Genomic DNA, 401 nt, shown 5'->3' on the forward strand with positions numbered 1-401 from the left:
TCGAGGTGATCGAAACGCCAGGCATAGCCCTCTTCGTGCAGCAGCCGCACGATGAAGTCGTAATCGGATTCGCGGTATTGCAGGCAGTAGCTGCGCGGGGACGCCGCGCCGGTCTTGAACTCCAGCGTCTGCACTCGGGCGAACACCGGGTTGGCCTGCTGATGCTCGGCCAGGATCTGTTTGACGATGTCCGGCACCGTCAGGTCCTGGAACACCCGCGAGCTGACGCGATGACGCAGCAGCGCGAACGGCGGCTCGATGGTGAGCTGATAACGGCTGAAACCGCCGTCCGAGCCCAGGCTTTCCACTTTGGACACCACGCCACAACGCAAGGACTCGGCGCCGGCGGCGTCGAGGATGCCGATGCGGGCCGGCAGGCCGAGCAGGGTCTTGAGTTCGAT

General features: G+C 64.6%; 1 protein-coding gene. It reads right to left on the reverse strand.

Annotated features, from left to right (window positions below; genetic code table 11):
- A partial coding sequence (locus ACUXV1_RS23250; RefSeq protein ID WP_446016777.1) for a contractile injection system protein, VgrG/Pvc8 family occupies nucleotides 1-401 on the reverse strand: 401 nt, incomplete at both ends.

It is taken from the genome of Chromobacterium sp. W521 (assembly GCF_052805975.1).